Consider the following 22,153-nt stretch of genomic DNA (forward strand, 5'->3'; position numbering starts at 1 on the left):
AGCCAGCATAGGTTCGTCCGGTCGTGAGACCCAGCAGGTCAGCGAGAGGAGCCGGTGCGCGCGATGTTCCGACAGGTGCTCGTCGCCGTCGGGCAGCCGACGCGCGCAGTCGCCTCAGATCCCGCGTGTCGCGGTCAGGACGTCAGGACTTTCTGCTTGGCGTGCTGGAACTCCGCCTCGGTGAGCTCACCTCTGCTCTTGAGCTCGGAGAGCTTGGTCAGCTCGTCCGCGTGGCCGCCCGTACCCGAGCTTCCGACGGTCCCCCGGATGTACGCGTCGAGTGACTCCTGCCGCGCCCTGGCGGCCCGCTGTTCACGCTTGCCCATGTCACGGCCCCGGGCGACCAAGTACACGAAGATTCCGAGGAACGGCAGGACGATCACGAAGAAGGTCCACCCCGTTTTCCCCCAGCCACTCAGCGAGTCGTCGAGGAAGATGTCGCCGATGACGCGGAACAGCAGAATGATCCACAGGATCCACAGAAAAACCCACATCATCGTCCAGAACGCACCCAGGAGCGGATAGTCGTATGCCAGATACAGGTTGTCGCTCATAGTCGTCCTCCTGCCCTTGCCGTGCCTCCCGGCGCGGCAGTGTTGTCTCCCGCCCCCGATGTCACTCCCCTTCGGCCGCGACGCGGCCGGTGTGCAGGGCGTCGGTGAATGCCTGGTGGGTGGGTACGTTCGTCCTTTCGGCGTAGCGTTCGGCGAAGACGGTGAGTGCGCGTCGAAGGCCTCGCCAACGCCGAAGTAGGCGGCGATGGCGAGGCGGGCTCCGGTGCGGGCGCGCGCGGGTGGCGCCACACCGTTCACCGGAGGTGAGCATGTATCGGGGGACCATGAGCTGGGCTCTCGCTGACCTGGCCGGCCATGACGCCACCTCCTGGGCGGAGCGGGGAGCACCTGCCCGGTTCCCGACCCTCTCCCACCGTTCCACACCTTGTACCGGCCGGCATCTCGGCCTCTGCGCCGAGGCAACGGGACCGCCCGAGCCGTGCCACTGAACCTGAATGCCTGGTGCGTCAGGGCCCCAGCAGCCAGGAACCACGTGTGCCGGCGCGGCGCGAGCGACGCCGTGGCCCCCTGGTCGGAGCGGCAGGATCACCTGCTGCCCGCAGGGCTGTCGCGCCCGCTCCCCCTGCCGCGACCAACGCGATTCAGCCTCTGGGTGCTCCTTCGGTAGCGAGCCACACGCTGGAAGAGATGCCAGCCGCCCCGACCGCGTCAAGAACACCCTGGCCTGCGCGGATGACCCGCGAACAACTCATCGAGAGCTGCCGGTCAGGCCTCCCAGGTGCGCGGGGCGGCCCACAGGACGAGATTGGAAGTGCGGAGTTCAGCAAGGACGGGTACCGGCAGCGGCAGGGTGGTCTTCGCGAGAGTTCTGAGGGCTGGATCCACCTGAACACGGGCGTAGTCATCACTCTCACTCTTCGTGATCTGGGCACTGTGCACCGCTCCCGGTCCGTCGGAGCGATCTGTCCGTCGGACCGATGCAGCTTTCCGGATCGGAGACACCCATGAAGGACCTCAAGTTCGAGCAGAAGCGCTCGCTGTCACGCCTTGAGGCGGCTGAGCAGCTCACGGCACTCGCAGCCGCGCTGAGAGAAGGCGAGGAGGCCGAACTGGAACTCGACCCGGGAACGCTGAGCTTCCGGATCCCCGACGACCTTCGTAGCGAGATGGAGGTCGAGATCGGTAATGGAGAGATCCAACTGGAGATCGAGTTCAAGTGGAGGACCGCACCGACCCGGACAGCGCCATCGCGGACGGGCACGGACACAAAGGAAGCCACAGCGAGGAAGAGCGCGCCCGCCAAGCCGGGGCGCAGCAGTTCAGGCAGCAACAGGAGCAAAAGCACGAAGCGGTCCGGTACGAAAACACCCTGAGGCGGGCGCCGCGCCAGCTCCGCGGCGCGGCCTGTCTCCTGTTCATGCCTCCTGTCTCCTGTTCTCCTGCCCCAGCTGGCGCGCCCGGAGGCGCGCTTCAGCTGCAAGTCCGCGGCTCCCGCTCAGCCCTTGACGGCGGAGCTGGCGACACCTTGGACGAACCAGCGTTGGAAGAAGGCGAAGATCACCAGCACGGGCAGGACCAGGAGGACGCCGAAGGCGAGGATCTGGCCCCAGTCCGGGGGCTGCTGGCCCTGGAAGACGCTCATCTCCAGCGGCAACGGACGTACCGCCGGGTCGGAGACCATCAGCACCGGCCACAGGAACGAGCCCCACTGGATGAGGAAGGTCAGGATCGCCACGGAGGCGAAGGCCGGCTTCGACATGGGGACGACGATCGCGAAGAAGGTGCGCCAGGGTCCGGCGCCGTCGATGCGGGCTGCTTCTTCGATGCTCGGCGGGATGGAGCGGAAGAACGTGTGGAACTGGTAGACCGAGAAGGCGTTGGCGATGAACGGGAGCGCCAGGATGGGGAGGGTGTTGCGCTGGTCGTTGAACATGTAGAAGAGCGGCACGGCCACCGACTCGAACGGGACCAGCATCAGCAGCAGGATGAGCGTGAAGACGGCCTCCCGCCCGCGCCACTTCAGCCGGGACAGCCCGTAGGCGGCCATCGAGTTGACGAACAGACCGCCTGTGACGACGACGAATGCCAGCAGCAGTGAGAGGCCCATGAAGCGCCAGAAGTAGCCGGTGCTGTCGGAGTTGAGACTGTCGAGGACGGCGGAGTAGTTGTCGAAGGACAGGTGGGTGGGGAGGAAGCCGGACAGGCCGTTCAGGACCTCGCCGGACGGCTTGAGGCTGCCCAGGAACAGGTAGATCACGGGCAGCACGAAGATGAGGGCCAGCACACTGAGTACGGCGTAGTCCATGAAGCGGCGCAGGGGCGTAGGGGTCGTGCCCATGGGTCAGTCCTCGTTTCCGGGCCGGACGACGCGGCGCTGGATGAGCGTCAGGACGACGACGATCAGGAAGAAGACGACGGTGATCGCGGACGCCTGGCCGATGTTGTTCTGGTCGAAGGCGGTGGTGACGGCCTGGTACATCACGGTGCGGGTGGCGTCCTCATCCAGGCCGCCGCCGCGCACGAGGACGTAGACCTGGTCGAAGACGCGGAAGGAGAGCACCGAGGTGAGCATCGCGACGAAGACGAGGGTGCCGCGGATACCGGGCAGGGTGACGTGGCGGAACTGCTGCCAGCGGGAGGCGCGGTCGAGCTCGGCGGCCTCGTAGAGCTCGCCCGGGATCTGCTGGAGGCCGGCGAGCAGGATGACCATCTGGAAGCCGACGCCCTGCCAGATGGACAGGACGATGATCGAGGCCATGGCGGTGGCGCCGTCTCCGAGCCAGTCGAAGGCGCCCCAGTTGCCGAAACTCACCGCGTCCAGCGCGGAGTTGAGCATGCCCTGGTCACTGCGCGCCAGGATGAGGCGCCAGATCACGGCGACCAGCGCCATGGGGAAGACCACCGGCATGAAGAACAGGGACCGGAACAATCCGATCGCCTTGAGCTTTCGGTTCAGCAGGATCGCCAGGGCCAGCGCCAGGCCCGTCTGCACCGGTACGACGACCACGGCGAAGGTCAGGTTGTTCAGCAGGGCCCGCAGGAACGGACCCGACAGGTCCGGGTCGGTGAACAGCCGTCGGTACTGCTCCAGGCCGAAGAAGGACGGTGCCAGTGGGGAGCCCAGGCGGACGTTGTAGAAGGAGAGCACCACGGCGTAGCCGAACGGCACTCCGACGAAGACGATGAGTCCTACGACGGCCGGGGCGGACATGAGCAGTCCGTGCAGCCAGTCGCGGTTCTTGCGGCCCGGCCGCGCCGACGGCGCGGGCTTCATGGATGTCACGGACGGGGCCTGCTCTGGGCCGGGCGGCGCGGCGTGCGCGGGTTCCACGGGTGTCACGGGAGGTCCTGTTCCCGGCGGGGCGGGCGCGCCTTGCGCGGGCCCGCCCCGGCCGATGGGTCCTACGGGATCTGGTAGCCGGCGTTGTCGGAGAAGTCCTGGTCTATGGCGCGGGCGGCCTTTTCCAGGGCGCTCTTCGGGTCGGCGCCGCCGTAGATGGAGTTCAGGGCCTCGCTGAACTTCGAGGTGATCACGGGGTATCCGGCTGTCACCGGCCGGGTGACGGCGACGCAGGACTTGGTGATGTCGGTGTCGCCGCACGGCTTGGCGAGCTGGTCGGCGAAGAGCTGGAGCGGGCCGCCCTGCTTGTAGAGGCTGCTCTTGGCGAGGGCCGTCCTGGTGGCGGGCACCGCTCCGTTGGCCGTCGTCATCGCGGTGATGTTGGCGTCGTCGAGGAGGGTGTCCAGGAAGGTGCCGGCGGCCTTGGCGTTCTTGCTGTTGGCGCCGATGCCCCAGGCCCAGGAGCCCTGGCCGGTCTTGGGGCCGTTGCCGAAGTCGGGCAGCGGCAGGACGACGAGGTCGTCGCCGAGGGCCTGGCTGTAGGCGGGGTACATCCAGTGGCCGACCCAGCTCAGGGCGACGCGGCCCTTGGCGAAGGCGTTGCCGTCGGTGTTGGGGTCGACGTAGGTCTTCCAGGACTGGAACGTCTTCAGGGCCGAGACCACGGCCGGGGTGTCGAGGGCGCCTTCCGCCTTGCCGTCCTTGAGAAGGGAGCCTCCCGCGGACCAGACGACGGGGGCGAAGCCGTAGGTGCCCCACTCGTTGGCGTAGCCGGCGGTCTCCTGGAGGTCGAGGGGCTTGCCGTCGGAGTCCTTGGACTTCAGCGTCTTGAGCGCGGCGGTGAACTGAGCTGCCGTCCAGTCGTCGGACAGGCCCTTGGGGTACTTCACCCCGGCGGCGTCGAGCAGCTTCTTGTTGCCGTAGATCCCGAGCCCGGAGTCGTACATGCCGAGGCCGTAGTGCTTGCCGTCGATCTCGCCCTGCGCCTTGCTGGCCGGCGTGGCGTTCTCCATGGTCTTGGCGGAGACGTAGGTGTCTATCGGCGCGAGCTTCTTGTTGTAGACGAAGTTCGCCATCGTCGGGCCGTCGAACTCCATCACGTCCGGCAGCTCGGAAGCGTCGGTGGCCGTGATGACCTTGGTGTAGTCGACATCGGGGATCAGCTTCAGGTCGACCTTGACCTTGTCCTGCGAGGAGTTGAAGGACTTCACCGCGGTCTGCAGCGCGCTGGTCTCGTTCTTCTGGCCCTGGTGGGCCCAGACACTGATGGTGCCCTTGCCGCTCCCGGCTTCGGCGGAGGCATCGGTACCGCCGCCCGAGCCGCAGGCGGCCAGCGCCAGAAGGGGGGCCAGAGCCAGGCCCGTACAGGCGGTGCGGCGGTACTTTCTACTGGTTGAGCTCATGGCTGTGCCTCCGTGCTGTGGCGAGGGTTCGAGGTGCTGACGTGATTTCCGGGCGTGGGGCTCAGAGGGTTACTGCGGTCCGCGGGGGCGCGGCGGGGCGGTGGTCTCGCGCAGGACGAGGCGGATGGGCATCTGCACGTGCTCGGCGGGTGGTTCGCCGTCGGGCTCGTCCAGCTGTCGCAGCAGCAGCCGGGCGGCCTCGGCGCCCTGGTCGGCGACCGGCTGGGCGACGGTGGTCAGGCCGACCACGTCGGCGAGTTCGTGGTCGTCAAAACCGACGACGGACACGTCGTCCGGCACCTTGAGCCGGTGCCGGCGCAGGGCGCGCAGGGCGCCCATCGCCATCTCGTCGGACTGCGCGAACACTGCGGTCGGCGGGCGGGCGGCGGCCAGCAGTTCGGTCATGGCCCGTTCGCCGCCCTCGACGGTGTAGTCACCGTCCGCCTCCAGAGCCGGGTCGGGTTCTATCCCGGCGTCGGCGAGGACGTCGAGGTATGCCTGGCGGCGCTCGATGGGGGTGGTCCAGTGCAGCGGACCACTGGTCCCGCTGATCATGCCGATCCGGCGGTGGCCGAGGTTGACCAGATGCCGTACGGCGTTCTCGGTGCCGGCTCGGTCGTCGATACCGACCACGGTGAAGCCGGGCCGGGTGCCGCCGACCGTGGTGGCCAGCGGCACCCCCAGTGAGCGCAGGGCGGCCGACTCCTCCTCGTCAGGGATGAGCAGCGACAGCACCGCGTCCACCCGCTTGCGGACCGGCAGCCTGGTGAAGAAACGCTTGCGTGTCTCCGGCGAGCCCAGGTTGTACAGCAGCACGTCGTACCCGGCGGTGCTGAACACCTTCTCGGCGGCGTCCAGCACGGTGCCGAAGAACCAGCGGCCCACGTACGGGACCAGCACGCCGATGGTGAAGGTGCGGCCGCTGGCCAGGCTGGAGGCGGAGCGGGAGGCTGTGTAGCCGAGCTGTGCGGCGATGGCCGTGATCTGGGCGCGCACCTCGTCGGAGACGCCCGGCCGGCCGCGCAGGGCGCGGGACACGGTGGACGGCGAGACTCCGGCGGCGCGGGCGACATCGGTGATGCTGGCCGTCACGGCGTATTCCTCCCGTTGATTTCACGTCGGTGTGATCTGTGGGTGACGTGACCGTAAACCCGCCCACCTTGTTGCGCAAGCGTTTGCGTTCATATTTACTTGGGCCGATCCTCAGGAGACCTTTTCGTTATCAAGCGTCAGCGCACACGTTTGGGCGCTGCGGAGCCGACAGGAACTGTGCATGCGATACGCCCCGCCCGGCCTCTGCGTGAACGACTTCGCCCTCCTGCGCGACGAGGACGGCACCTACACGGTGCTGCACCTTCAGGGCCCCTGGACACCGGAGTTCGACCACCTGCGGATGGAGACCTCCTACGGCCGGGCCACCTCCCCCGACCTGGTCCAGTGGCAGCCGCAGGGCACCGCCTTCGGCAACGGTCTGCCCGGCCGGTTCGACCAGCAGGCGGTGTGGACGATGCACCCGTTCCGGCACGGCGGCGGCATGGCGATGTTCTACACGGGCGTCTCCGGTCTCACGCCCGGCGGCTGGCCGCTCCAGTCGGTCGGGCTGGCGTACTCCGACGGCACCGACGGCACGGGCTGGCGGCGCCACGGGGCAGGACCGGTCGTCGAGGCGGACGCACGCTGGTATCGCACCGGTGAGCACATGGGCTGGCGCGACCCGTTCGTCGTCCGCGACGACGAGTCGGACGGCTGGGTCATGGCCGTATGCGCCAGCGACGCCTCCCTGCCGGTGGAAGTCGGCGGCTGCGTCGCCTGGGCCACCTCCGACGACCTGGAGCACTGGACCGTCCACCCACCGCTCATCTCACCCGGCGACGTCGACGAGTTGGAGTGCCCGGTCCTGGAACGCCTCGACGACGGAACCTGGCTGCTGATCGGCTCCATCGGCGCCACACGCGGCTTCGAGGCATGGACCGCACCCCGCCTGCGCGGGCCCTGGACCCGCCGGGGGCCCCTCGGGCCGACCGGCTCCTACGCTCCGCGCGTCATCGCCGCGCCCGACGGCTCCCGCGTCGTGCTGCACACCACGCCCCGCCGCGTCGGCCTCAGCGACGCCGGTGACCGCTGCCGCGGCATGCTCGCCCAGCCGAAGCTCCTGGTCACGCCCGAGGACTCGGCGCCCCGCCTGGAATGGTGGCCCGGCCTGAACGCCTGGCTCGGCGAGGAGACCGACCGCCCCGTCCTGCACGCGGTCGGCGAGCTCGGCATATCCGGACCCGTCGAGATCACCCTGCGCACCGACACCCCGGACAGCGACGGTCCGGCCCTCGCGGTGGGCTGCGACGGCAAGAACCTCTGGGCCACCGGCCCCGACGGGACCCGGCTCGGCGGGACCGTGCTGACCGAACCGGCCGCCGCCCTGCGCATCCTCACCATCGGCGAGTATGTCGAGGTCTACGCCGACAACGTCTTCGCCCTGACCACCCTGTGCTACTCCGGCCATCCCGCCCGATGGACGGCCGTCGCCGATGGACGCGAACGCGCTGTTCCCGTCCGCCCGATCCGGCTGCCCCATCCCCACCGCGACGACGCCTCGGCCATCTGGCCCGGCCCGTCACCGTGCTGACCCGAACTCTCCTCCGGAAAGGCCCAGTCATGCCCGCCGTGAACGTCACCGCCGACGGTCTCCGCTTCCCCGATGGCTTCCTGTGGGGTGCCTCCACCGCCGCCCACCAGATCGAGGGCAACAACGTCAACAGCGACTGGTGGCAGATGGAGCACAGCGGCGGCTCCATCACCGAGCCCAGCGGCGACGCCGCCGACAGCTACCACCGGTGGCGCGAGGACATGGACCTGCTCGCCCGACTCGGCTTCACCGACTACCGCTTCAGCATCGAATGGGCCCGCATCGAACCCGCACCCGGGCACTTCTCCAAGGCCGAGATCGCCCTCCCCCATAGCCTTAAGGGCATGGGGGTGCCCCCATCCGGCGCATGGTCGACGGCGCCGTCGAACGCGGCCTTCGCCCCATGATCACCCTCCACCACTTCACCGTCCCGCGCTGGTTCGCCGAGCGCGGCGGCTGGACCGCGGACGGCGCCCCCGAGCTGTTCGAGCGGTACGTGCAGGCGACCGCGCCGATCATCGGCACCGGCGTACGGCACGTGTGCACCATCAACGAGCCCAACATGATCGCGGTCGCCGGCGCCATTCGTGAACTGGGCACCGAAGCACCTCCCACGGCGGGACTCGTGCTACCCGACAAGGCCACCACCGACGCCCTGATCCAGGCGCACCATCGCGCGACGGCCGCCGTCAAGGCCGTCTCCGCCGACATCCAAGCCGGCTGGTCCATCGCCAACCAGGTCTACCAGGCCCTGCCGGGCGCCGAAGCCGCCTACAGCCACCCCCGAGAAGACGTCTTCATCGAAGCCGCCCGCGACGACGACTGGATCGGCGTCCAGTCCTACACCGGCACCAGAATCGCCCCCGAGGGCCCCATCCCCGCCCCCGACGACGCCGAACGCACCCTCACCGGCTGGGAGTACTACCCACAAGCCATCGGATACGCCCTGCGCCACACCGCCGAGATCGTCGGCCATGTCCCCCTGATCGTCACCGAGAACGGCATCGCCACCGACAACGACACACGCCGCATCGACTACACCACCGGAGCGCTCCAGGAAGTCTCCGCCGCCTTGGAGGACGGCCTCCACGTACACGGCTACCTGCACTGGAGCGCACTCGACAACTAGGATGGGGCTCCTACCGGCCCACCTTCGGCCTCATCTCCGTCGACCCCGAGACCTTCGAACGTACCCCCAAGCCCTCGGCGGCCTGGCTCGGCGTGCTCGCCCGCACCGGCACACTGCCCCGAGCCACCTCCTGATCGACCCGTGCGGGCCAAGTCCCCGGCTCCACCCCTGTCTTCGCCAAATCACCGACAGCGCGGTGCGGTTCAGAGGTGCTCGCTTCCTGGCCTGACGAAATGCCTCCGCTTTCGCTCGATCACGGGGCGGGTTGCCGGGTCCCGTCAGGTCACCTCCCAGGCCGCGAAGATGTACAGCGCCGCCTCGATCTGTGCCTTTGTACGACTGTCGAGTCCCCCTGCAAACCTGACGAAGACCACAGCAAATCCTGGATCGGCTGCTACGAACAGTGTCAGCGGTACGCGGCCCAACAGCGGGTAGTCGTACCACTCGGACCGTTCGACATCTGTAGTCGGCAGGGCGGTTTCAATGGCCTGCCAGTCCGAGTCGTCGAACTCGTACCCCACGAACCATGCGACCGATTCACACAGCGGCCGCAGGTTGGTCTCGGTGATCCAGCCACCGTCGAGAACGTTTCCAGAATCCAGAGTGGTCATCTTCCACCGTCCGCTCTCGTTCGCCTGGCCCACCGAGGATCGAGCCGCACCTGCAGGGCATCCGTCCCCAGCGGCTATTAGATCAAGGCCAAAGCCCACTTGTACTGCGAGATTTGCCGGACACATGGGGACCGGAGTGCCGTCGCGGGGCTCCGGCTTCGTCCGTGATCCGCCGGATGGGCCCTGGCAGTGTCGCGCTCAAAAACCAGTGGAGCACCGCCGCTGTGCGCCACTACCGTGCTGCCGAACCGAGTCGCCCAGGCAAGGACGTGCCGTTGTACACCCTGTGAGACCTCCCGAGCGCTGATTTGTCGCGCGTCGCACATGTGCGCCGCGCTCCTTTTTGCTGCGGACTTCTCACTGAAACCGGTGTACTTCTGTGCTCAATACCTGGGTGGTCATGCCCACCTGCCTGCCGACCGTGCTCCGCCGTTGCCACACGTGCGCGTCCGGGCGCTTCCGGGCAAACGGTAAGTTTCGCGTCAACGCCAACCACAAGCTCATCGACGCATGGCTCCTCGTGCTGTGTACCGCTTGCGGGGACACGGCAAAGCTCACGGTCCTGGAGCGGATGAACGTGCGCTCCGTACGACCTGAGCTGCTGGACCGGATGCATGACAACGATTCTGGCCTGGCAGCTGAGCTGCTCCGGGATCCGGTCGTGCGGCGCCGTAATCGCATCGCCCTCGACTGGGACAACGCCTGGCGCCTCGACACCGGCGGATCGGATCACCTGGACCGCGAGGTGATCGACGTCTCGGTCCGCTTCGCGGCGCGGATCCCTGTCCGGCCGGTGCGACTGATCGCTGACGGTTGCGGTCTCTCGCGGGCCGAGGCCGGGAGACTGATCATGGAGGGGAAACTCGTCTCGGCAGTCCGGCTGAACGGCAAGCTCTCCGGCGACTTCACCTTCACGCTCAAGCGCTGAGCCTCCTCGGGACCAAGGGCCTGTCCGGCAAGATCGACCGGACAGGCCCTTGGCCAGGGACAGGCTCGTTCATGGAGAGTGGGACAGTTCCTCGCAGATCGCGGGGAAGTCGCGGCGAAGGGTGGTGTTGGCGATCTTCAGGCGGCTGGCGAGTGCGAGGACGCTCGGCGTGTGCCCGGTCTCGGCGGTGATCGCGTCGGCGGCGGCTCGGACGTCCTCGCGACTGGGCAGCGGTCGGCGGGGCGGGCTGTGGAGTGCTCTCGGCGTTGGTGAGAACGGGCCGGAGTTCGTCTCGCGGAGGCGTACGAGGTCGGTCAGGAGGAGCGGCGGGAGGCCGGGGCGGGTGTGGGCTTCGGTGCCGAGGCGGTCGGCCTGGCTGCCGGACGATGCCGACAGGCCATCGGTTCAGTGGCCAGCTCCCCTGTGCTTGACGGCGTGCCGCCGGAATCCCTCACCGGACGTCGGTCGGGGGCGGGGGATTCATGCTCCACCTGATCGCCCTGGTCAGAGCATGGCCGGTGAGCGGTATCGCGACGGCCTCCAGCACGGGGATGCGCGGAAGCCCCAGCAGTCTGCGGGCCCACTCGGGGAGGGACGTCACCGCGTTGGCGGCGAGCAGGGCGTAGGCGGGCCGGGCGGCAAGCGGCAGCGGTGGTTGTACCAGCAGGTAGCGCGCGGTCGCCCTGCTCTCCGGGGTGGCGCGGAGTTCCGGACGGTACGCGGCCAGACGTGCTTCGAGGTCCGCCCGCGTCCGTGGCGGGTCCGGCACCCCGAGGGCCGTGGCCACCTTCGCAGTGTCCGCCACGTAGGCGTCGTAGTCGGTGGAAGCGAAGGGCCGGGCCCCGAAGCGCTCGTGGGCGCGCAGGAAGCTGTCCGTCTCGGTGACGTGCACCCACTCGAGCAGGTGGGGATCGGCGGCGTGGTAGTGCTCGCCCTCCGCTGTCTGGCCGCTCACCCGCTCATGGATCGCACGGACCCGCTCGACGGCGCTGCGGGCGTCTTCGGCGGTTCCGAAGGTTGTCACGGCGAGGAACGTACTGGTGCGCTGCAACCGCCCCCAGGGGTCGCCGCGGTACCCGGAATGAGCGGCCACGGCGGCCATGGCCAGCGGGTGCAGGGACTGCAGCAGCAGGGCGCGCAGTCCGCCGATGAACATGGAGGCATCGCCGTGTACGACGCGGATGGGCCGCTCCGCGCCGAACCATCGCGGCCCCGGGGTGTCGTGGATGCGAGCCCGGTTCGCAGGACCGTCCGGCCCCGCGACGCGGCTGAAGAGCGCCTTGCCGAGCCTGTCCCGCACGCCGGAAACCGTGAGGACGTCCCTGTCCATAGTCCCATTCTGCGACGTCGGCATCCGCGGCGGAACAGATGGCGGCATTGTCGAAGGGCACGACGGGCACGACGCGCAGCGCAGCGAGGGCTTCCGAGGCTGCGGACGTCCGGACGCCCACCAAATGCCGGAGTGCCTCGTGTGAGCGGGCGGGCATCGTGGCAGCGATCCTGTATGCCCCTCATGGTCACACGTGCAACGGCAAGCACCGGCTCCGTTGTTGTACGACGCCCGCATGCCGAGGGCACGCTCGACCTCCTCGACCCGGTCCGGCGGCTTCCCGACGACTCCGGCAGCCGGGGCGTCGACCGGGGCTCGGTCGAGGTGAGCGCCGCGTCCTGCCACGGGACATCGTCGGCAACCGCCGGGTGCGCCGAGCCGTCGCCGGGACCGGCGTCACGCGACTGTTCCACATGGCCTCGCCCAGTGCCTGCTCACCGAAGCAGGACGACCGCCGGCTCGAAGAGTCCTCGCCCACCGAAGGCGCCCGACTCGCGGCACGGCCGACACGAATCGCCGGTCGGGTGCCTCCTCCACCAGCACGACGCCTCCGGCACCGGCTCGCGCTTCACCCGCCTGCAGCCCGTTGTCGTCGGCCCGGGCGCCACCGGCATCCGCCCTCCGACACCGCGCACTGGCGCCCCCGCCATCCGCCCTGTTCCGGTACGGCGAACCGGCGCCACCGGCATCCGCCCTCTTCTGGTACGGCGTACCCGTCAAGATGCTCGGTCTGCTGCCGGTCCCGCCGATGAGCCGAGGGCCGCCCGTCCAGACGGTCCCCACCGCGCTCCGCCGGCGCGCGGGCGGTCCGTTCACATCTGCCGCCGGTACGCCCGTGACCGCGGCGGTATCGCGGACGTGTTCGTCGCCGGGCCGGTGCACGCGCCCAAGGCGGCGGTGGTCCGCGCCGCCCTGTCGGTCGCCTGGCACGTACGCCTTCAGCACGTCGACACCGTGTGGCTCGACATGGACTGCCGACTCCCGATGACTAACCCGAGCAGCGCGCGCACGGAGCCCGGCCGGCCCCCGGCCGAGCACGGCTCGGCCGTGTCCACCGAGGTGGTCGAGAGGATGATGGGCGCCTCGTCCGGCAGAACGCATGTGCCGCGCCCGCGCACGGTGCTCGGCGCCACGATCCGTCCTGGGCCGGTCGGGGTGCGGCGATGCCCGTGACCACCCGCGCGGTCCCGGCGCGCTCCGGACCCTCGCCCGTGCACGCGCTGCTCACCGCCGCCCATGGCGGGCCCGCCCTTGCGGTCACCGCCGTCACGGGCCTGCTCGCACTCCGCGCCGACCTGCACCCGCTCGACGCCGTCGCCGTCACCGCGGCGGTGTTCACCGGCCAGCTCACGATCGGCTGGGGCAACGACCTGCTGGACCTCCGTCGCGACCGCGCCGTCGGTCGCACCGACAAGCCGTTGGCCGTCGGAGCCCTCCCGGTCAGCCGGGTGGTGCCGGCCCTGGTCGTGGCCGCACTCGCCTGCCTCGTGCTGTCCGCGCTGGCCGACTGGCGCAGCGCGCTGGTCAACGCCACCCTTGCCACCGGTGCCGGCCACGCCTACAACCTTGGGCTCAAGGCGACCGCGTGGTCCTGGGCGCCGTACGCCTGCGCCTTCGGGACGCTGCCCTCGGTCGTCACCCTCGCCGACCCCGCCCAGGGCTGGGCGCCGCTGTGGATAACGGGCGCCGGCGCCACGCTCGGTGTCGGGGCTCACCTGCTCAACACGCTGCCCGACCTCGCCGACGACGAACGGACCGGCGTCCGCGGCTTCCCGCACCGGATCGGCGAACGCCGCTCGCGCGTCCTTGCCGCCGTGCTGCTGTCCGCCGCCTCGCTGATCGCCGTGCTCGGCCCCGCAGGACCACCCCCGGCGTGGGCGTGGGCGGTCCTCGCGCTGGTGACCGTCCTGGCACTGCTCACGCTGGTCACCCGCGGTCGTGCACCCTTCCGGGCCGCGGTGGCCATCGCCCTGCTCGACGTCGTCCTGCTCGTGGCGGCCGACTGATGGCGCCCCACCCCGGCAATTCGACCTCCCGGTGGCCGGCGCCGCCACCCCGGGGCTGGTCGCACGCCGGTCCGGGCCTTCGCGTCGCCCTCCTGGACCGTCGGGACCTAGTGCGCCAGCCGTGCCGCACCGCCACGCTCGCAACACGCGGGGCCTCGGAGCGGGCTGCGCGAGCCGGCCGCCGAGCAGCATGTCCTCGACGGCTTCGTCGAACTCGACGGTGCCCGGGGCCGAGTCATCCCGACCGTCGCGCTCGGCCTCGGTCGTGCGATCGTCGCGCCCACCCGCTCGACCAGCCGACCACAGGAGCCAGCATGACCATGCGCGTCCTCAGCGTTCGCGGCGCCCTGCCCGAACACCGCCACCGACAGGAGGACATCACCGAGTCCTTCACCTCCATGCTGGTCGGGGGCACTGCCAAACACGGCATCGTGGAACGGTTCCACCGCAACGTGTGCGTCGAGACCCGGCACACCGTGCTCCCCCTGGAGGAGTACGCCCGGCTCGAGAGCTTCGGCCAGTCGAACGACGTCTTCATCCGGGCCGGCGTCGAGCTCGGCGCTCGCGCGGTCGTCGACGCGCTCAAGAGCGTCGGCCTCACACCGGCCGACGTCGACTACATCGTGTCCTGCACGGTCACCGGCCTGGCCGTCCCCTCGCTCGAGGCCCGCGTCGCAGCGGAGATCGGGCTGCGGCCCGACGTCGTGCGTCTGCCCCTCGTCGGCCTCGGCTGCGTGGCGGGCGTGGCCGGTATCGCCCGCCTGCACGACCTGCTGCGCGGCCGCCCGGACGGGGTCGCGGTGCTGATGTCGGTCGAGCTGTGCTCGCTCACGCTTCAGCGCGACGACGCCTCGGCCGCCAATCTCGTGGCCAGCGGCCTGTTCGGGGACGGCGCCGCGGCCGTGGTCGCCGTCGGGGCCGAGCACCCACTGGCGCAGTCCGACGACCCGGCTCGTCCCGAGGTCCTCGCGTCGCGCAGCCGTCTCTACCCCGACTCGGAGCGCATGATGGGCTGGGACGTGGGCTCCGGCGGGCTGAAGATCGTGCTCGACCCCTCGGTCCCCGACCTGGTACGCCGTCATGTCGGCGACGATGTCCGCGGCTTCCTCGCCGACCACCACCTGGCCGGCGACGACCTCGGCTGGTACGTGGCGCACCCCGGCGGCCCCAAGGTCCTCGAAGCGCTGCAGGACGCCCTCGGGGTCGAGCGGGACGCCCTGGGCGTGACCTGGGACTCGCTTCGCCGGATCGGCAATCTGTCCTCCTCCTCGGTGCTGCACGTCCTGGCGGACACACTCGCCGACCGTCCGCCCCCGCCCGGCTCCTACGGCCTCATGCTCGCCATGGGCCCGGGCTTCTGTTCCGAGTTCGTGCTCCTGCGCGCTCCGGGTGGTGAACAGTGAGCAGCGAGGTCCTCTTCACCGTCCTGGTCCTGGCCGTCGGCCTGGAGCGGGTCGCCGAGCTGGTCGTGTCCCAGCGCAACGCCGCCCTCAGCCTCGCGCGGGGCGGCGTGGAGTCCGGGCGGGGGCACTACCCGTTCATGGTGGTGCTGCACACGGGCCTGCTCGTCGGCGCACTCGTGGAGGTGTGGACGCGCCGACCGGACACGCCACCGGCCCTCGCCTGGTCCATGCTCGCCCTCGTCGTGGCCTCGCAGGCCTTGCGCTGGTGGTGCATCGCCACCTTGGGACGGCAGTGGAACACCCGGGTGATCGTCGTGCCGGGTGCCGCGCGCGTGACGGGCGGCCCCTACCGTTGGATCCCGCACCCCAACTACGTCGCCGTCGTCGTGGAGGGACTCGCCCTGCCCCTGGTGCAATCGGCCTGGGTCACGGCGGTCGTCTTCACCGCGCTGAACGGGTTCCTGCTGGCCACCCGCGTCCGCACCGAGGACGCCGCCCTGGCACAACTGGCCTGAGGGAGACGCACATGGACCTGCTCGTCGTCGGCGGCGGGCCCGCGGGCCTGGCCACGGCCCTGCACGCGGCCCGGGCGGGGCTCGACGTCGCCGTGTGGGAGCAACGCGCCGGCACCGTCGACAAGGCGTGCGGCGAGGGACTGATGCCGGGTGCCGTCACCGCCTTGGCCGCGCTCGGCGTGCACCCGCCGGGGCACGACCTGCGCGGCATCCGCTACGTCGCAGGGCCACGCCGGGTCGATGCCGATTTCGGAGCGGGCCCGGGCCGGGGGGTACGTCGCACGACGCTTCACGCGGCGCTGCGTGAGACGGTGCTCGCCGCGGGCGTACGAGTTGAGCAGCGCACCGCGCACCGTGTCGAGCAGCACGAGGACGGGGTGGTGGTCGACGGCACCCGTGCCGGCCATCTCGTCGCGGCCGACGGCCTGCACTCCCCGATCCGCCGGGCCCTGGGGCTCGACCGGCCACGCCGGGCCCGCACGCGACACGGGCTGCGGCGCCACTACGAACTCGCCCCCTGGAGCGATCACGTCGAGGTGCACTGGGCCCGAGACGCGGAGGCCTACGTGACCCCGGTGGCCGGCGACCTCGTGGGCGTCGCGGTGCTCACCACCGCCCGCGGACCGTACGACGACCACCTCGCAGCCTTCCCCGAACTGCGGGAGCGGCTGGCCGGGGCCGGGCACGCCGGACCGGTGCGCGGGGCGGGCCCGCTCCGCCAGGACACGAGCGCACGCACCGCCGGGCGCGTGCTGCTCGTCGGCGATGCCGCCGGCTACGTCGACGCGCTGACCGGTGAGGGCATCGCGCTGGCGCTCGCGCAGGCACCGGCGGCCGTCCGAGCGGTCACCAGCGGTGACTTGGCGGGCTACGAGCGGGAGTGGCGGCAGCTCACACGGCGATACCGCTGGCTGACCCACGCGCTGCTCGGCGCGACGCGGGTGCCCCCGGCTCGAGCGGCGCTGGTGCCTGTGGCACAGCGGCTGCCGTGGCTGTTCTCCGCGACCGTCGACGCGCTGGCCCGCCCGTCCGGGCAGTATCGGGCGAGCCGGCCGACTGGATAGAGATCGGCGCGGTCACCGGCTCGATCGTTCCCTCACGTGCCTGTTCGTCGACGAGCAGGCACGGTTCGGTCCGGACGGGAGTGCCGTCGCGGCCGGCCTGAACCGACCGTCCTGTCGGCGGCCTACTTGAGCCTCTGGCGGCAACACCATCGCCTCAGGTTCGCCCGGGATCTGGCGCTCGGTCAGCAGCCCGTGGCCCAGGCATGGGCGCTGCCACCAGTCGTTGGCGGTGGCGTTGGAGTGGGCCTTGCCCCCAGGGCGCCGACAGCTCGTCACCGCGCCACCGGTGGACGGCCACTGGATGGCGCGCTGGTGCACCTTGACGAGGGTGCGTGCTCAGGGCTCGCAACACGTGTGGGGGCTGGGCGGGCGCGGCCCGCGTGATGATCCGGCCGTTCGTGGTGCGTGAGCAGTCAGCGGTGGATCGTGGACGACGGACTTCAGATGCGGTCAAGCCGCTACTACCGCCGAGTTCCGCGTGGCCTGCGCCGGGCAGGACGCCCTGGGTAACGAGAGCCGGGCGGCGGCGAGATCAGGAAGGAGCTGATCTGGCGTCATCTGCGGTGGTGGCCGGGGCCGGGCTCTTGTCCCCCCGTGCGGCGATCAGCGGTCCCAACAGCCGCGTGCCCGGCCCTACCTGCCCGCCGGGGCCGGGCAGTTGTGTCGTGTCGGCCACCGTGAGCGGCTTCCGGCAGGCGTCGCAGGCCACGACCGGCACAGTGACGTGGCCGCAGGCGTCGTGGCGGATCCGGGCGGGCGGCCCCGCGGGCCCCGCGTACCACTTGTCGCCCCAGGTCATCAGCGCCAGCAGGACAGGGTAGAGCTCCTGGCCCTTCTCCGTGGCCACGTACTCCTCGCGCGGCGGACCGACCTGGTACCGCTCGCGCGTCAGCACGCCCTCCTCGACCAGCCGGGCCAGCCGCGCGGCGAGGACCTTGCGGGACAGGCCGAGGTCCTCCGCCAACTCGTCGAAGCGGCGGATGCCGACGAGGACGTCGCGCATGATCAGGGCCGTCCAGGCGTCGCCGAACAGGTCAGTCGCGCGGGCGATCGAGCACGCGACGCCGGAGAGGGGAGTACGGGTCACGCTCCCAGCGTATCGTCGCCGGGTTCCCTCAGGGAACCTGGGAATTGGTAGGTTCACTCAGGGAACCTGACCCCGAACGTCGAGGGATCCTGCCATGGTCACCGCCCCACACATCGCACTCGACTCGGCCGGGCCCGCGGCCGTCGACGGCCGCCACATCCGGGCCCTGACCTTCCAGTCCGTACGGCTGGAGTACCTGCGGCACGTGCTGGCGGAGCTGAGCCTCGGGCCGGCCGGCAGTCGGGCGCTCGTCGTCGGCAGCGGGCGCGGCCTTCTGGCCCGCGGCCTCGCCCAGCTCGGTTTCGAGGTCGTCGCCGCCGATCCGTCCCCCGCTGCGACGGCCCTCGCATGGGACGCGGACGACGGGCTGGGCGTCACCTACCTGACGACACCCGCGGAGGAACTGCACCTGCCGGACAATTCCTTCGACCTCGTGTACTGCGCCGACACCCTCGAGATCACCGAACGGCCGGACTCGGTCCTCGAGGAGGCGGCGCGCGTTCTGCGTACCGGCGGAGCCTTCGTCTACGACACGGTGAACCGCACCCCCGTGTCCCGCCTCATCTACCTCGGTGCCTTCCAAGCCTTCCCGGGTACCCGGATCATGCCCCGCGGTCGCTACGCCGCACACCGGCTGCGCCGCCCCGTGGAGCTCGCCGAGTCCCTCGACCGGGCGGGGCTGTCCGCGAAGGACGTCTCGGCGTTCAAGCCGCGAGACGTACGCAGCCTGGTGCGCGCGACGCGCGGGCGCAGGCGTGGCACGCTGACCGACGATCAGCTGCCGGAGCTGGTCGACATGGTGCTCGAGCCGGAGGGCAGCCCGGTGGTGACGTATCTGGGATACGCGGTCTGCCGGGCGTGAGTGACGCCTCCCGACCCCGGCCCGGCCCTCCCGGGCGCACCAACGAGAAGACCGTGTTTCGCTCGCCGTTCGCGACACCGCACGAGAAGTCGTCACGAGCAGGTGCCGCACGCATCGCGCTCCATGGTTCCTCTTCAGACGCCGAGATCAAAAACTGGCGCCCAGCCATCGACGTGCGCTCGGTCACGCAGGTCTGTCCGCCGCCGTGCTTCCCGCGGGGCAGTGAGCTCCCGGATACGGATCTGGTGATCACGGCCGAGCTCCCCTTTCGTGCGGGCGCCTCGCCCCACGCCAGGTCAGGCCTCCATGGCGTGAAGATCTGCGGGCCCCACATCCACATCGGCGAGCACACGCACTCCGGGGACGGTCCTTCGGGCCGACCGCGCCGTGAGCAGCATCGTCAGCGCCCCCCGCAGGCCCCGCTCGTCGCCCGGCGCAAAGGCACCGTCGAGCTCGAACGGCGTGCGGTCCTGGGCGAGGAAGCGGCGGGTGTTCCGGACGGCGTCCGTGTTGCGGGCCCGGACGACCGCGACCGGGTCGAGGACCGTGCAGCGGTAGGTCACCGTGACGGGGAAGTCCAACGCCGAGTCGCGCGCCGCCAGCGTCCACCCGACGACCAGCCCCACGTCGCGGCTCAGATCGACGACGCTCACGGCGGTGGCCCGCGCCGCGAGAGAGGTGTCGGCCGTGCCGGCCGTGTACGTGTCCCGTCCGGTCCGGTACACGAGGATCTCGTCCGCCTCGGCGGCCAGGGGCCGCCGGCGCAGCGCGCTCCACGGAAGGGACGGCCAGAGATCGCGATGCCTGACGATCGGGTAGCGGCGTGTCATATAGCTGGTCACGGCTGGACTCCAAGGTCCGGGAAGGCACTTCCAAGTGGCGTCGGAGCGGTCAGTACTGCAGCGCCGTCGCCACGTCCCGGCCGATGCGCTCGACAGCGGTGAGATCGAGGCCGTAGTGGACGTAGCGGCCGTTGCGCTGCACGCGTACGAGCCCCAGGTCGCGGAGGGTGCGCAGATGACGGGAGACCTGAGGGCGGGTCATCTGCAGCCGGTCCGCGAGGTCGGCGGTGGTCATGGCCTGACGGGCGATCAGCCGGCACAGCCGTACCCGGCGCGGATCGGTGAGCGCGAGCATGCGGCTGCGGGCCAGGGTGACGCCCACCTCCGGGGTGTCGACCGGGAAGTGCACGACCGGCGGCAGGCCCGGCTCGTCCTTCACGAGCAGGTGCGGCGCTCCGTACCTGGTGGGGATCAGCAGTACGGGCGTACGGGCCGGGGTGATCACCGCGTGGTGGACCTTGTCGAGGACGACGCGTGCGGGTCCGGACAGCCGGGTGCTGGACGTGCTGAGTGAGAGCAGGGCCGCGGCGGGCCCCTCGTCCGCGAGCCGTTGCCGTAGGCGGTGTGCGGCGCGGGTGAGGGTGGGCTCGGTCTTCTGCCACAAGGAATCGAAGAAGACACCACGGCACAGTTCGAGGAAGCCGAGGACGTCCGCGCGCAGTGCCTCGGCGTCGCGCAACAGGTCCTCGGCGAGGGCGAGATGCGGCTCCGGCAGCCCGGAGGCCGCCTGGCGCAGTGCGGCGGCCTGCGCCGGGTCGTGGCGGACACGGCCGAAGCCGAAGCCGCGGTAGCCGCTGGCGCAGGTGTAGGCGGTGAGCTCGGCGAAGCGGTCGAGCGGAAGCCGGCCCAGGGAGACGTCGAGCCCCGGATAGAAGCCCCGCCACCGCAGCGCCGTCCACAGCGGTGCGAACCGTCGCAGGCCGGCCCGGAAGGCGGGCGGGGCGGAACCGGTGACCTCTTCGGCCCACGGCGCGTGTTCGGTGTGGTGCGCGTGCCCCGTCAGCACGTGCAGGCTCGCCGCGAGCTCCGCGAGCGGCGACACGGTGACGGCGAAGCGGTCGGGGGCGGCCCCTTCCAGGACGATCACGACCGACATGAGCTGGAGTGTAGGTCCGCGGCCCGCTCACGTCAGCACCTCGGCTTCCGCCGCGAACTCGGCCCGCGCCGCCGCCAACAGTCCCGGCTGCGTGAGCAGTTCGGCGACGACCGTACCCAGACCCGCCGCCGCGACCTGCGTACGGTCATGGGCGAAGGGCGTCGCGGCCGCCGCACACATCGCCTCCGAGTGACTCGGTGTCCCGGCCGGGGCGACCTGGATGTACGGGTGGATGACCGGCAGCAGCTTCGAGAGGTTGCCGATGTCGGAGGAGCCGGCCGGGCCGTCCTGGTCGCCGGGCGCGATGTCCAGGCCGAGCGCTCGTACCGCCTCCCCGAACCGCTCCGCGAGCACGGTGTTGTTGCGGCGCTCGGCGTACAGCGGACCGGTCTCGGTCAGTTCCGCCTGCGTCTCGGTGGCGAGCGCCGCGCCCACCGCGGCCGCGCGCACCCGCTCCACCAGGGCCCGGGCCGAGGCCGCCGTACGGTCCCGTACGTACAGATCCACGGCGGCGCGGGCCGGGACGACGTTCGGGGCCTGCCCGCCGTCCGAGACGATCCCGTGGATCCGGGCGCTCGGCGGCACGAACTGCCGCATCGTGTCGAGCGCGTTGAGGAACAGCTGGGCGGCGGCCAGTGCACTGCGCCCCTCCCAGGGGGACTTCGCGGCGTGCGCGCTCACACCGGTGAAGGCGACCCGCAGATGCGCCGCCGCGAGCGCGTGCGCCGCGGTCAGCGAACGGTCACCCGGGTGGAACATCACCGCCGCGTCGACGCCGTCGAACACCCCGGCCTCGGCCAGCCGCACCTTGCCCGCGCCGCCCATCTCCTCTCCGGGCGTGCCGATCACGGCGACCGTGCCAGGGTGCCGGGGCAGGGCGCGTACGACACCGATCGCGGCCGCCGCCCCGCCGGCCGCGATGAGATTGTGCCCGCAGCCGTGCCCGACCCCGGGCAGCGCGTCGTACTCCGCGAGGACGGCGACGTACGGCCCGGGCCGCCCACTCCCGTGCACGGCCACGAAGGCGGTGTCGAGCCCGCCCACCGGGGCCGTCACCGAGAATCCCGACTCCGCGAGCCAGCCGGTCAGGACGTCGCGGGCGTGGAACTCGGCGAACTTCAGCTCCGGTCGCGCGTGGACGGCCAGGCTCACCTCCTCCATCCGGGGGCGCAGTGCGGCGAGTTGGGTGACAAGGTTCTCCAGCCAGGCGGGCGCGGCAGGCGTGGCGGAGTTGGCAGGCGTGGCGGACATGGGGCTCCCGTCGTACGAGACCGAGGCGACGCGCGTCACGCGCCGCGTACGACGAGACTGCGGCCCCGACGGCCGGGGCGGCGCCGGGTTACCGCTGCCCAGGTAACCCTCACCGGACGCCCCGGAGTACCTGGTGGGAGATGTGAAA

Annotated in this window: 20 protein-coding genes and 1 pseudogene; 10 read left to right on the forward strand and 11 right to left on the reverse strand. The window is 70.9% G+C overall.

Annotation, left to right across the window (positions count from 1 at the left end; genetic code table 11):
* Positions 1–134 precede the first annotated feature (134 nt).
* Positions 135–554 carry an SHOCT domain-containing protein gene (locus tag ACFWWR_RS34365; protein ID WP_383872605.1) on the reverse strand — a complete coding sequence of 140 codons (420 nt, stop codon included), beginning with the start codon at positions 552–554 and terminating at the stop codon, positions 135–137.
* 965 nt (positions 555–1,519) lie between these two features.
* Here ACFWWR_RS34365 and ACFWWR_RS34370 point away from each other — a divergent pair.
* Entirely contained in the window at positions 1,520–1,888 is a 369-nt protein-coding gene (locus ACFWWR_RS34370; RefSeq protein WP_383872603.1) for an amphi-Trp domain-containing protein, read from the forward strand.
* Positions 1,889–2,010: 122 nt separating this feature from the next.
* Here the strand turns inward: ACFWWR_RS34370 and ACFWWR_RS34375 are convergent, their stop codons facing one another.
* From ACFWWR_RS34375 to ACFWWR_RS34390, 4 genes are all read right to left on the reverse strand, one after another.
* Positions 2,011–2,853, reverse strand: coding sequence for a carbohydrate ABC transporter permease (locus ACFWWR_RS34375; RefSeq protein WP_384307431.1), 843 nt, complete (start codon positions 2,851–2,853; stop codon positions 2,011–2,013).
* Positions 2,854–2,856: 3 nt separating this feature from the next.
* Positions 2,857–3,789, reverse strand: a complete 933-nt coding sequence (locus ACFWWR_RS34380; RefSeq protein WP_384307433.1) for a carbohydrate ABC transporter permease — start codon at positions 3,787–3,789, stop codon at positions 2,857–2,859.
* 128 nt (positions 3,790–3,917) lie between these two features.
* Positions 3,918–5,258, reverse strand: a complete 1,341-nt coding sequence (locus ACFWWR_RS34385; RefSeq protein ID WP_383872594.1) for an ABC transporter substrate-binding protein — start codon at positions 5,256–5,258, stop codon at positions 3,918–3,920.
* Between the two features lie 69 nt (positions 5,259–5,327).
* Positions 5,328–6,350: a LacI family DNA-binding transcriptional regulator gene (locus ACFWWR_RS34390; protein ID WP_383872591.1), complete on the reverse strand. Its 1,023-nt coding sequence runs from the start codon at positions 6,348–6,350 to the stop codon at positions 5,328–5,330.
* A 181-nt stretch (positions 6,351–6,531) separates the two neighbouring features.
* Here ACFWWR_RS34390 and ACFWWR_RS34395 point away from each other — a divergent pair, with 181 nt between their 5' ends.
* Positions 6,532–7,881: a mucin-1 gene (locus ACFWWR_RS34395; RefSeq protein ID WP_384307435.1), complete on the forward strand. Its 1,350-nt coding sequence runs from the start codon at positions 6,532–6,534 to the stop codon at positions 7,879–7,881.
* A 29-nt stretch (positions 7,882–7,910) separates the two neighbouring features.
* Positions 7,911–9,144: pseudogene (locus tag ACFWWR_RS34400) on the forward strand (glycoside hydrolase family 1 protein).
* A gap of 144 nt (positions 9,145–9,288) precedes the next feature.
* Here ACFWWR_RS34400 and ACFWWR_RS34405 read toward each other — a convergent pair.
* The gene (locus ACFWWR_RS34405) at positions 9,289–9,621 is read right to left on the reverse strand and encodes a hypothetical protein (protein ID WP_383872585.1); all 333 of its coding nucleotides are present in this window, start codon (positions 9,619–9,621) and stop codon (positions 9,289–9,291) included.
* A 400-nt stretch (positions 9,622–10,021) separates the two neighbouring features.
* Here ACFWWR_RS34405 and ACFWWR_RS34410 point away from each other — a divergent pair, with 400 nt between their 5' ends.
* Positions 10,022–10,549: a DUF1062 domain-containing protein gene (locus ACFWWR_RS34410; protein ID WP_383872664.1), complete on the forward strand. Its 528-nt coding sequence runs from the start codon at positions 10,022–10,024 to the stop codon at positions 10,547–10,549.
* A 451-nt stretch (positions 10,550–11,000) separates the two neighbouring features.
* Here ACFWWR_RS34410 and ACFWWR_RS34415 read toward each other — a convergent pair whose 3' ends face one another.
* Positions 11,001–11,879 (reverse strand): oxygenase MpaB family protein, encoded by an 879-nt coding sequence (locus ACFWWR_RS34415; RefSeq protein WP_383872582.1) that lies wholly within the window; start codon positions 11,877–11,879, stop codon positions 11,001–11,003.
* Positions 11,880–12,737: 858 nt separating this feature from the next.
* Between ACFWWR_RS34415 and ACFWWR_RS34420 the strand changes: the two genes are divergently transcribed.
* The 5 genes from ACFWWR_RS34420 to ACFWWR_RS34440 all read left to right on the forward strand — a co-directional run bounded on the left by ACFWWR_RS34420 (position 12,738) and on the right by ACFWWR_RS34440 (position 16,867).
* Positions 12,738–13,052, forward strand: a complete 315-nt coding sequence (locus ACFWWR_RS34420) for a hypothetical protein (RefSeq protein WP_384307438.1) — start codon at positions 12,738–12,740, stop codon at positions 13,050–13,052.
* On the forward strand, positions 13,043–13,885 hold the full coding sequence (locus ACFWWR_RS34425) for a UbiA family prenyltransferase (protein WP_384307440.1): 843 nt from the start codon (positions 13,043–13,045) through the stop codon (positions 13,883–13,885). The genes ACFWWR_RS34420 and ACFWWR_RS34425 overlap by 10 nt, the downstream gene beginning before the upstream one ends.
* 314 nt (positions 13,886–14,199) lie before the next feature.
* A complete protein-coding gene (locus ACFWWR_RS34430; protein WP_384307443.1) occupies positions 14,200–15,288 on the forward strand; it encodes a type III polyketide synthase in 1,089 nt (362 codons plus the stop codon).
* A complete protein-coding gene (locus ACFWWR_RS34435) occupies positions 15,285–15,803 on the forward strand; it encodes an isoprenylcysteine carboxyl methyltransferase family protein (RefSeq protein WP_383872571.1) in 519 nt (172 codons plus the stop codon). Before ACFWWR_RS34430 ends, ACFWWR_RS34435 begins: the two co-directional genes overlap by 4 nt.
* Before the next feature lie 11 nt (positions 15,804–15,814).
* Positions 15,815–16,867 (forward strand): NAD(P)/FAD-dependent oxidoreductase, encoded by a 1,053-nt coding sequence (locus tag ACFWWR_RS34440; RefSeq protein WP_384307445.1) that lies wholly within the window; start codon positions 15,815–15,817, stop codon positions 16,865–16,867.
* Between the two features lie 532 nt (positions 16,868–17,399).
* Here the strand turns inward: ACFWWR_RS34440 and ACFWWR_RS34445 are convergent.
* Positions 17,400–17,954: a winged helix-turn-helix transcriptional regulator gene (locus ACFWWR_RS34445; RefSeq protein WP_384307448.1), complete on the reverse strand. Its 555-nt coding sequence runs from the start codon at positions 17,952–17,954 to the stop codon at positions 17,400–17,402.
* Between the two features lie 94 nt (positions 17,955–18,048).
* On the opposite strand from ACFWWR_RS34445, the gene ACFWWR_RS34450 reads away from it, so the two are divergent.
* Entirely contained in the window at positions 18,049–18,816 is a 768-nt protein-coding gene (locus ACFWWR_RS34450; protein WP_384307450.1) for a class I SAM-dependent methyltransferase, read from the forward strand.
* Between the two features lie 296 nt (positions 18,817–19,112).
* Here the strand turns inward: ACFWWR_RS34450 and ACFWWR_RS34455 are convergent, their stop codons facing one another.
* Genes ACFWWR_RS34455 through ACFWWR_RS34465 form a run of 3 tightly spaced genes read right to left on the reverse strand, consistent with a single transcriptional unit; the run spans position 19,113 to position 22,005 of the window.
* Positions 19,113–19,658, reverse strand: a complete 546-nt coding sequence (locus ACFWWR_RS34455; protein ID WP_384307453.1) for a hypothetical protein — start codon at positions 19,656–19,658, stop codon at positions 19,113–19,115.
* A gap of 49 nt (positions 19,659–19,707) precedes the next feature.
* On the reverse strand, positions 19,708–20,754 hold the full coding sequence (locus tag ACFWWR_RS34460; protein WP_384307455.1) for a DUF5937 family protein: 1,047 nt from the start codon (positions 20,752–20,754) through the stop codon (positions 19,708–19,710).
* Between the two features lie 27 nt (positions 20,755–20,781).
* Complete coding sequence (locus ACFWWR_RS34465) at positions 20,782–22,005, reverse strand: M20 family metallopeptidase (protein ID WP_384307456.1); 1,224 nt, start codon at positions 22,003–22,005, stop codon at positions 20,782–20,784.
* Positions 22,006–22,153: the final 148 nt, after the last annotated feature.

It is taken from the genome of Streptomyces sp. NPDC058678 (assembly GCF_042714835.1).
Classification (GTDB): Bacteria; Actinomycetota; Actinomycetes; order Streptomycetales; family Streptomycetaceae; genus Streptomyces.

What these genes read in the sequence shown, in the direction of transcription:
- ACFWWR_RS34365 (WP_383872605.1), bottom strand. Translation starts at nt 554, where the DNA reads ATGAGCGACAACCTGTATCTGGCATACGACTATCCGCTCCTGGGTGCG.
- ACFWWR_RS34370 (WP_383872603.1), top strand. Translation starts at nt 1,520, where the DNA reads ATGAAGGACCTCAAGTTCGAGCAGAAGCGCTCGCTGTCACGCCTTGAG.
- ACFWWR_RS34375 (WP_384307431.1), bottom strand. Translation starts at nt 2,853, where the DNA reads ATGGGCACGACCCCTACGCCCCTGCGCCGCTTCATGGACTACGCCGTA.
- ACFWWR_RS34380 (WP_384307433.1), bottom strand. Translation starts at nt 3,789, where the DNA reads ATGAAGCCCGCGCCGTCGGCGCGGCCGGGCCGCAAGAACCGCGACTGG.
- ACFWWR_RS34385 (WP_383872594.1), bottom strand. Translation starts at nt 5,258, where the DNA reads ATGAGCTCAACCAGTAGAAAGTACCGCCGCACCGCCTGTACGGGCCTG.
- ACFWWR_RS34395 (WP_384307435.1), top strand. Translation starts at nt 6,532, where the DNA reads ATGCGATACGCCCCGCCCGGCCTCTGCGTGAACGACTTCGCCCTCCTG.
- ACFWWR_RS34405 (WP_383872585.1), bottom strand. Translation starts at nt 9,621, where the DNA reads ATGACCACTCTGGATTCTGGAAACGTTCTCGACGGTGGCTGGATCACC.
- ACFWWR_RS34410 (WP_383872664.1), top strand. Translation starts at nt 10,022, where the DNA reads ATGCCCACCTGCCTGCCGACCGTGCTCCGCCGTTGCCACACGTGCGCG.
- ACFWWR_RS34415 (WP_383872582.1), bottom strand. Translation starts at nt 11,879, where the DNA reads ATGGACAGGGACGTCCTCACGGTTTCCGGCGTGCGGGACAGGCTCGGC.
- ACFWWR_RS34425 (WP_384307440.1), top strand. Translation starts at nt 13,043, where the DNA reads ATGCCCGTGACCACCCGCGCGGTCCCGGCGCGCTCCGGACCCTCGCCC.
- ACFWWR_RS34430 (WP_384307443.1), top strand. Translation starts at nt 14,200, where the DNA reads ATGACCATGCGCGTCCTCAGCGTTCGCGGCGCCCTGCCCGAACACCGC.
- ACFWWR_RS34440 (WP_384307445.1), top strand. Translation starts at nt 15,815, where the DNA reads ATGGACCTGCTCGTCGTCGGCGGCGGGCCCGCGGGCCTGGCCACGGCC.
- ACFWWR_RS34450 (WP_384307450.1), top strand. Translation starts at nt 18,049, where the DNA reads ATGGTCACCGCCCCACACATCGCACTCGACTCGGCCGGGCCCGCGGCC.
- ACFWWR_RS34460 (WP_384307455.1), bottom strand. Translation starts at nt 20,754, where the DNA reads ATGTCGGTCGTGATCGTCCTGGAAGGGGCCGCCCCCGACCGCTTCGCC.
- ACFWWR_RS34465 (WP_384307456.1), bottom strand. Translation starts at nt 22,005, where the DNA reads ATGTCCGCCACGCCTGCCAACTCCGCCACGCCTGCCGCGCCCGCCTGG.